Annotated in this window: 6 protein-coding genes; 1 reads left to right on the forward strand and 5 read right to left on the reverse strand. The window is 67.7% G+C overall.

Annotated features, from left to right (window positions below):
• From ACLQ28_RS34190 to ACLQ28_RS34210, 5 genes are all read right to left on the reverse strand, one after another.
• On the reverse strand, window positions 1-1,441 hold a 1,441-nt coding region (locus ACLQ28_RS34190; protein WP_425690392.1), incomplete at its 3' end, for a beta-ketoacyl synthase N-terminal-like domain-containing protein.
• A 442-nt stretch (window positions 1,442-1,883) separates the two neighbouring features.
• Entirely contained in the window at window positions 1,884-2,570 is a 687-nt protein-coding gene (locus ACLQ28_RS34195; protein WP_425690393.1) for an SGNH/GDSL hydrolase family protein, read from the reverse strand.
• Window positions 2,571-2,634: 64 nt separating this feature from the next.
• Window positions 2,635-3,465: a recombinase family protein gene (locus ACLQ28_RS34200; RefSeq protein WP_425690394.1), complete on the reverse strand. Its 831-nt coding sequence runs from the start codon at window positions 3,463-3,465 to the stop codon at window positions 2,635-2,637.
• 817 nt (window positions 3,466-4,282) lie between these two features.
• On the reverse strand, window positions 4,283-6,505 hold the full coding sequence (gene recD2 / locus ACLQ28_RS34205) for an SF1B family DNA helicase RecD2 (RefSeq protein WP_425690395.1): 2,223 nt from the start codon (window positions 6,503-6,505) through the stop codon (window positions 4,283-4,285).
• A gap of 96 nt (window positions 6,506-6,601) precedes the next feature.
• Window positions 6,602-7,339, reverse strand: a complete 738-nt coding sequence (locus ACLQ28_RS34210; protein WP_425690396.1) for a thioesterase II family protein — start codon at window positions 7,337-7,339, stop codon at window positions 6,602-6,604.
• Between the two features lie 127 nt (window positions 7,340-7,466).
• On the opposite strand from ACLQ28_RS34210, the gene ACLQ28_RS34215 reads away from it, so the two are divergent.
• On the forward strand, window positions 7,467-8,678 hold the full coding sequence (locus tag ACLQ28_RS34215) for a cytochrome P450 (RefSeq protein ID WP_425690397.1): 1,212 nt from the start codon (window positions 7,467-7,469) through the stop codon (window positions 8,676-8,678).
• Window positions 8,679-8,727 lie beyond the last annotated feature (49 nt).

An 8,727-nucleotide genomic window follows, 5' to 3' on the forward strand; every position in this document is an offset into this window, starting at 1 on the left:
GCTGCGACAAATGCGCCCGCGCCGTCGCCAACGACCAGGAAGCATCGACCACCGAGACCTCAGGCCGATCGAGCAGGAACGACCGCAACCGCTCCGCCTGCCCCCGCACCGCCAACTCGCTCCTACCCGAGAGCAGCACCGGCAGGGCACCAACCGGACGCCCGGCCGGGGTGGATGCGGGCCGGGTCACGGCGGGAGCGGCCGTGAGCACCACGTGGCAGGCCGTTCCGCCGATTCCGAGCGAGGTCACGCCCGCCGCGACGGGCTGGCCCGCAGCCGGCCACGGTTCGTTCCGCGCGGCCACCCGCAGGCCCAACTCGTCCAGGGCGATCTGCGGGTTCGGCCGCGTGAAGTTGAGGTTCGGCACGACCTCGCGTCGGTGGATGCAGAGCGCCGTCTTGATGAGACCGGCGACACCGGCGGCGCCTTCGAGATGGCCAATGTTGGTCTTGACCGAGCCGACGAGAAGAGGGCTCCGGCGAGCGTGTGCCGGGCCGTAGGCCGCACCGAGCGCCTCGGCCTCGATGGGGTCACCGACCCGGGTGCCGGTGCCGTGCAGCTCGACGTACTGCACCTCGGCGGGTTCTACGCCGGCGTTGGTCAGCGCCTCGGTGATCGTACGGGCCTGAGCCGTGGCACTCGGAACCGTCAGCCCACCGGCACCGGAACCGGTGCCGGTGGCGCTGCCCTGGATGACCGCGTAAATGCGATCGCCGTCCTCGACCGCACGCGCGAGCGGCTTGAGTACGACGATGCCGCCGCCCTCGCCACGCACGTAGCCGTTGGCTCGCTCGTCGAAGACGTAGCACTTGCCGTCCGGTGAGAGCGCGCCAGCCGCCTCGACGACCGCGCTGCTGAGGGGGGACACGTTCAGGTGGACACCGCCCGCCAGCGCGATCTCCGACTCCGATCTGCGCAGGCTCTCACAGGCGAGGTGGACCGCGACGAGGGAGGACGACTGTCCCGTGTCGACCGTCATGCTTGGGCCGTCCAGGCACAGGGCGTGGGAGACCCGGTTGGCGACCATCGCCCGACCGACACCGGTCAGCGTGCGACGGGTGATGCCGTCGACCCCCGCCATGGCCACCAGATCGGCATGGTCGGCGGCCATGACACCGAGAAAAACACCGATCCTCGCCGTCGACGTCTTCGGGATGACGACACCGCCGTCCTCGAGCCCCTGCCACGCCAGTTCGAGTGCGAGTCGTTGCTGCGGATCCATGTCCGCAGCTTCCCGCGGGGACAACTGGAAGAAGTCGGCGTCGAACTCGTCCAGGCCCGTCACGAAACCGCCACGGTCAGGACCGAAGGGCCGGCTCCTCTCGCGCTCCCGGACCGCGTCCACTCCGCCGCGTAACAACTGCCAGAACTCTTCCGGCCCGGAGGCACCGGGCATGCTGGCGGCGATGCCCACGATGGCGATCGAATCCGCACTCGTCATGGCATCCCCCGCTCATGAAACGCGTGATTAAAGCTCCGTCCCGGACAGTACGCATCGTGATGGCGCTTCGTCTTACGATCGGTGGGGGTTCAGATTTGCCGGCAACCAGCCAGCCAGGCCAACCCCCACAAAAGGATTACCCATCGACGCATGCGCGTGCACGCACGGTAACCAAAGGCCTGGTCAACGGCACGAAGACTTTACATAAAATTAAGAAACGCGCGTGATGTAACGGTGACTTCCCGGAAACCGAACTGTTGTCACAGAGCGGATTGCTGTGCAGTGGACCGTAATTGCGGAGGTAAGGAAACCGGTCTACTACGCATACTGCGGCAGTTACACCGCAAGCGGCATTCCGGAAACGGCCGGCGTGGCTAACGAATCGGCAAATCGCCACGCCGGCCGCTGGTTTCCGAGGGTCGACCCGGTGCTGGGAACCGGATCAGATGGTGACGTGGTCGGCGACACCCTGCGCCCAGCGCCGGTAGCCCGAGGCTGAGGGATGGAATCGGTCCCGGGCGAAGAAGTCCGGTGACGAAATGTCCATCGCGGCGACCCACGTAGCCCGTGGACGCTCGGCGCACACCTGGCGGGACCTCGTGTCGAGAGCGTCCGCACCGGCGGCGAGGTAGCGACCGAGCAGGGTCGGGATCGACGGGAAGGACCGGAACGGCGGGATCCCCGCGACCAGCACCTGGTTCGCTCGGGCAGCCAACTCGTCGACGATGGCCGAAAGATCCTCACCCCACTCCTGCGGGGTACGGCGTACGAGCACGTCGCTGGCACCCGCGAGGACCACCACGACGTCCAGATCCGAGCCGAGCCGAGGCAGTAGCCGATGGCGGATCCGGCGGGCGGTGGCGGCATGCTGCCCGACCACCTCCCAGCTGACCGGTCGGCTGGTCCGGGCGACGATCTCATGGGCCAGACAACCGGGAAAGCCCTCGTCGTGGGTGTCCACCCCGTAGCCGGCGGCCGTCGACTCACCGAGGACCGCGATGCGTACCGGTGAACGGGAGGCGTCGCCCACGGTGCCGCTCTCCGGGCCGGTGGCCGGCGAGAGCATCTCGATCGCCGGCCGCAGGCGCTTGCCCTGGATCGCGATGATCGGCATCAGCAGGGGATTCATTGACACGTCCCTTCGAAGTGGGAAACTCCGGCCGGACACCGCAGGACGCGCCTTGGAGGACGGGTCACAGCGCGAGGGCACCGCGGAGCACCGCACCGGTCGGCGCGACCACGATCCTGGCCTGGACCATGGACCCGGTCGGCAGGTAGGTCAACCGCAGTTGCAGCGCCTGGTAAAGCCCGGCCTGGTCGGCCGGATCGTCGGCGTCCAGCGGAGCCCATCCGAATCCGTCCGGGAGGTGCCGGGGTGGGCAACTGGTGGCAAGCCACCTGTGCAACGGGCCGAGTAGGCGCCGTTCCCGTAGGTAGACGTTGCGGGGATGGGCGATGCCGTTAGCGTCGGCGTAACGCTCCGGGAACCGGCATCGGTAGTACGACTCGCCGCTCTTCCAGGAGCCCTGCATCATCCGGTTGCAGGATCCGCAGCGGAGGATGCCACGGAACCGGTACGGCCGGCCGCCGGCGGAGTCGTCGACGCGTACCACCCGCTTGCTGGCAATGGCCTCCTGCGCACGGATGAAGAGGTCCTCGTGGATCAGCGGCGGGTACGCCTGCTGGCGGTCCTCGTGACCGATGTAGCGACTGTTCACCAGGATCGCCCGGACGGTTCCCTTCGGCCAGGCCACGCCGCCGAAGTGCGGGTTACGCGCCCGGTCGTAGGCGGACGGGCTGAGGATGCCGTCCGCAGTGAGCGACTCGGCGATGAGCTGCAGCCCGCGCCCACCGACGTACTCCTCGAAGATCCGCCGCACCACCGATGCCGCGACAGCGTCGGGTTCCAGGACCGTCGCCCTCGTACCGCAGGTCGACATCTTCTCGACCTGCCGGTAACCGTACGGCGGCCGTCCCCTCTTGCTCGTGCTCGCCCGCTCGACCAGGACCCCCGTATTACTCATCCCGCCGTTCTCCTTTTGCGAGTTGACAATCTCGTAGGCGTGCGGGCTCCAGATTCTGGTAATCGAGAGGTACTGAGAGCCCGCGCCGAGCACCGTGACACGGCCTCGGAGCAGCGTGCTCACGGGCCTTCGGTGTCGCCAGCAGGTAGACAGGCACGCGAAGCATCGGGCCGCAGGTCGCGGCCTCGGTGGACCGAATAGAAAAATTGAAAGTCACACGACCCAGCCAGTCTCAACCCGACACAGGATCAGGCCTCGACGTGGCGCTCAGAAAGCCACCATCGGCCCGAATCCAACGTGCTAGACGGCCATTCCCCCCCCCACCCCCCCAGGGACCAGTGATCCGATGACGAATTCCCCCGCCAGACACTCGGCTCGACTGAGCATACATGCCGGGCGGTGGCCCGCATGCACATCTGATTGTTAACTGCCGATGGCTTTTCCTGACTTAGGGAAGCAGTTCACCCAAGATCCGGACATTTCCCAGGCTCGTCGCTCGATAGGCCCGCAGCGATGGTTTAGCGCACTTTCAGATGCCCGCCTGGGGTGAACAGGGCATAGGCATGGATCGACTCTCTGGCCCGACAGCTGCCGGCGATCTCACCCGGCACCCGTCGTGACCGTGTGTCCGGGCAGGTCGCAGCCCGGTATCCGAACCCGGTGGCCACCATCGATGCGGCCACCCGGTGACGCCTCCTCACGTCCGCTAGTCGGACCGGCGGCTATCGGGCCGGCGATGGACGGTGGTCACGTCGATCGCCAGCCGGTGCCGGCTGCCTCGGCGTGCGCGGGGATCCGGCAGACACTGGCGGGTGGGTCAGCCCTGTTGTTGTGGGTCGAGCCGGTGGGTGAGGGCGGTGTGACGACGGCCGGCGCCGACGGTGCGCACGGCGGCGGCCAATGCCCGCCGGGAGCCGACGAGCACGACGAGTTTCTTCGCTCTCGTGATGGCGGTATAGAGCAGGTTGCGTTGCAGCATCATCCAGGCGCTGGTCGTGATCGGGATGACCACGGCCGGGTACTCGGAGCCCTGCGAGCGGTGGATCGTCATCGCGTAGGCGTGGGCCAGTTCGTCGAGTTCGTCGAAGTCGTAGTCGATGAGTTCGTCTTCGTCGGTGCGCACGGTCAGGGTCTGCTCGTCGGTGGATAGAGCGGTGACGACCCCGACGGTGCCGTTGAACACCCCCGCTTGGCCTTTGTCATAGTTATTGCGGATCTGGGTGACCTTGTCACCGACGCGGAAAACCCTTCCGCCGACCCGGCGTTCCGGCATGCCCTCCCGGCCCGGGGTGAGCTGCTGCTGCAACAGCGAGTTCAGCACCCCGGCTCCGGCGGGGCCGCGGTGCATCGGAGCGAGGACCTGCACGTCACGGCGCGGGTCGAGCCCGAAGCGTTTCGCGATGCGGGTGCACGTGACGTCGACGGTCAACGCGGCGGTTGCCTCGGTGTCGTCGCAGGGAAAGAGGAAGAAGTCGCTCATGCCCAGCAGGATCGGTGGTCGACCGGCGTTGATCCGGTGGGCGTTGCTGACCACACCGGAATCGGCGGCCTGGCGGAACACCTGCGTGAGCCGGACCCGGGGAACCGGGTCGGCGGCGAGGAGATCCCGCAGCACTTCTCCGGCGCCGACGGAGGGGAGCTGGTCGACGTCACCGACCAGCAGCAGATGCGCCCCGGGCGGAACGGCCTTGATGAGTTTGTTGGCCAGGACCAGGTCGAGCATGGACGCCTCATCCACCACCAGCAGATCAACATCCAAGGGGGTGTCCCGGTCGTAGGTGGGTTCCCCGCCGGGTTGCAGTTTCAGCAGCCGGTGCACCGTCGCGGCGGGCTGGCCGGTCAGTTCGGCGAGGCGTTTCGCGGCCCGCCCGGTCGGTGCGACGAGCAGAGTCTTCGCTTTCTTCGCGACGGCGAGTTCGACGATGGAGCGGACAGTGAAGCTCTTACCGCAACCAGGGCCTCCGGTGAGCACGGCGACCTTCGACGTCAGCGCCAACCGGATCGCCTGTTCCTGCTCCCGAGCCAGGGCGGTACCGGTGCGTGCCTTCAGCCAGCTCAGCGCTTTATCCCAGTCGACGCCAGCGAACTGCGCCAGCCGGTCCGTGCGGCCACCGAGCAGCCGCAACACCGAACCGGCCAGGGACTGTTCCGCGCGGTGCATCGGCACCAGGTAGATCGCCGGAACCGGCCCTTCCGGGCCGGGCAAGCGTTCACGGACGACGCCTTCCTCCCCAACAAGCTCGTCGAGGCAGCGGGTGGTCAGCTCGGCCGGTACGTCGAGGATCTTCACCGCGTCCGCGACCAGTTGCGGGGCGGGAAGGTAGCAGTGGCCATTGTCCGTGGCCTGCGACAGCGTGTACTGCAGCCCTGCCTTAACCCGTTGCGGGCTGTCGTGCGGGATCCCGACAGCCTGGGCGATCGTGTCGGCGGTCTTGAACCCGATCCCCCACACATCGGCGGCCAACCGGTACGGCTCGTTACGCACCACGCTGATCGAGGCGTCACCGTACTTCTTGTAAATCCGCACCGCGATCGACGTGGACACCCCAACACCCTGCAGGAACACCATCACTTCCTTGATGGCCTTCTGCTCCGCCCACGCCGCAGTAATCTTCGCCGTGCGTTTCGGACCAAGCCCCGGAACCTCCACCAGCCGGCCCGGCTCGTCCTCGATGATCTGCAACGTGTCCAGGCCGAAGTGCTCCACGATCCGCTCAGCGAACACCGGACCAATGCCCTTGATCAACCCCGAACCCAGGTAACGGCGGATCCCCTGGACCGTCGCCGGCAGCACGGTGGTGTAGGAGACCACCTCGAACTGCCGGCCATACTGCGGATGCGACGACCACCAACCCTGCAACCGCAGACTCTCCCCAGGCTGCGCACCGAGCAAGGCCCCGACCACGGTCAACAGATCCGAACCACGGCCAGTCGCGACCCGGGCAACGGTGTACCCGGTCTCCTCGTTGACATAGGTCAACCGCTCCAATACCGCCTCAAAGACATGCGGAGACGGGCGAGACGACACAGGCGCGGACACGCCCACCATCGTGCCGCCGACACCCCTCGACAGCAAAGTGGAGTAAGCCGGGGTCAGTGCCGACCAGGTGAGCTGGCCACAGCGGGCGCGCTCAGTTCACCGGCGCAGCCGGGCGGCGATGTGCCCGGTCACCGCCGCGGCCTGATCGGCCAGGTAGAAGTGGCCGCCCGGGAAGATGCGCAGTTCACAGGAGGCGGTGGTGTGCCCGGTCCACGCTTTGGCGTCGTCGACCGACACACGCGGGTCACTGTCACCGATGAGCACGTCGATCGGGCAGCCGACAACGGCATCCGCGGGCTCACACCGGTACGTTTCGACGGCGGTGTAGTCAGCGCGCAGGGCCGGCATGATCATCTCGATCAGTTCCGGGTCGTCGAGCAGGCTCGTCTCGGTGCCACCGAGCTGGCGCATCTCGGCGATCACGCCGGCGTCGTCACGGCGGTGCACGTCTTCCTCGCGTGCCACCGAAGGGGCGCGCCGCCCGGAGACGAACAGCAACTCCGGCAGGGGCGTGCCGCGGCGCTCCAGCCTGCGGATCACCTCGAACGCGAGGATCGCACCGTAGCTGTGGCCGAAGAACGCGTACCGACCCGTCAGCTCAGGGGCCAGCACGTCGGCCAGCCGGTCGGCGAGCCGGCCTAGGTCGGTGAAGGCTGGCTCGGACCGGCGATCCTGCCGGCCGGGGTACTGCACGGCGAGCGCTTCGACGGCATCGCCGAACAACCCGCCGAGGGCATGGAAGTAGCTGGCAGAGCCACCCGCGTGGGGAAAGCACACGAGTCGCGCCGAGGCCTGCGTACGCCGGCGCACGGTCCGGATCCACGTCCCATCCATCCGGCCAGCATGCCGTCCACGACGGCGAGACGGAACCCGATTCGAAGTCTTGAATCTCCGCTACGGCGTCCGCCAACCGGGTTCCTACCGTGAACAGGAACCTCTCTTCCCACGAAGGAGACCGCCGATGACGGTGGAAGCCGCCCCGTTCTATCCGATGGAGCGGCAGGGATCCTGCCCCTTCGACCCAGCACAGCAGCTCAGGGATCTCACCGTCGACAAACCGGTCAGCAAGGTCCGGCTGTGGAGCGGCAACGAGGCGTGGCTCGTCACCCGCAACGCCGACCTGCGCGCCGCGATCGGCGACCGGCGCCTCAGCTGCGACCCGCGCATCGCCGGGTTCCCGCACGTCACACCGTTCGTCGAAACCCGACAGGACGTACCCCGCACGATCATCGAGATGGACTTCCCGGAACACGCCACGTACCGGCGGATGATTACCCGGGACTTCCTGCACCGCCGCGTCGAGCAACTGCGCCCCCGCATCGAACGCATCATCGACGACCTGCTGGACAGCATGCTCGCCACCGAGGAGCGGCCGGTGGACCTGGTGCAGGCGCTCGCCCTGCCGGTGCCGTCGATCGTCATCTGCGAGCTACTCGGCGTCCCGTACGAGGATCACGCCTTCTTCCAGACTCGCAGCAACGTGCTCTTCTCCCGCGACGCCACAGCGGAGCAGGCGATGGCCTGCTTCCAGGAGCTCGCCGGCTACCTGGGCGAGCTGGTGGGGAAGAAGGCCGCGGAGCCCGGCGACGACCTGACCAGCCGTCTGGTCACTGAACAACTGATGACCGGCGCGATCACTCCCGAGGCGCTCGTGGCGATGCTCGTGCTCCTCCTGACCGCGGGCCACGAGACGACCGCAAACATGATTTCGTTGAGCGCCCTGACGCTGCTCCAGCACCCGGGGCAGTTGGAGAAGCTGCGCGCCGATCCCAGCAAGGTGCCGACGGCTGTCGAGGAGCTGCTGCGCTATCACACGGTGGCGGCGAGCGGAGCACGCCGGGTGGCGGTCGCCGACATCGAGATCGGCAGCCAGTTGGTACGCGCAGGCGAGGGCGTCATCCTCGCCTACGACGCGGCCAACCGCGACGGTTCGGTCTTCGACGACCCGGACGCCTTCGACATCGATCGGCCCGATGTGGACGAACACCTCGCGTTCGGTTTCGGACCGCACCAGTGCATCGGCCAGCAGTTGGCCCGCGCCGAGCTGCAGATCGTCACCCGCAAGCTGATCGAGCGCGCCCCGACCCTGCGGCTCGCCGGCGACCTGGCGGAGTTGCCGTTCCGCCGTGACGCGGCCGTCTACGGGTTGCAGGAGCTGCCGGTCACCTGGTGACGGCAGTCGTCGGTCGGCGCCGCTGTCGGGGCACACACAGGGCGGGGGC

The sequence above is a fragment of the Micromonospora sp. DT201 genome (assembly GCF_049841575.1).
Classification (GTDB): Bacteria; Actinomycetota; Actinomycetes; order Mycobacteriales; family Micromonosporaceae; genus Micromonospora.

What these genes read in the sequence shown, in the direction of transcription:
- ACLQ28_RS34195 (WP_425690393.1), bottom strand. Translation starts at nt 2,570, where the DNA reads ATGAATCCCCTGCTGATGCCGATCATCGCGATCCAGGGCAAGCGCCTG.
- ACLQ28_RS34215 (WP_425690397.1), top strand. Translation starts at nt 7,467, where the DNA reads ATGACGGTGGAAGCCGCCCCGTTCTATCCGATGGAGCGGCAGGGATCC.
- ACLQ28_RS34200 (WP_425690394.1), bottom strand. Translation starts at nt 3,465, where the DNA reads ATGAGTAATACGGGGGTCCTGGTCGAGCGGGCGAGCACGAGCAAGAGG.
- ACLQ28_RS34210 (WP_425690396.1), bottom strand. Translation starts at nt 7,339, where the DNA reads ATGGATGGGACGTGGATCCGGACCGTGCGCCGGCGTACGCAGGCCTCG.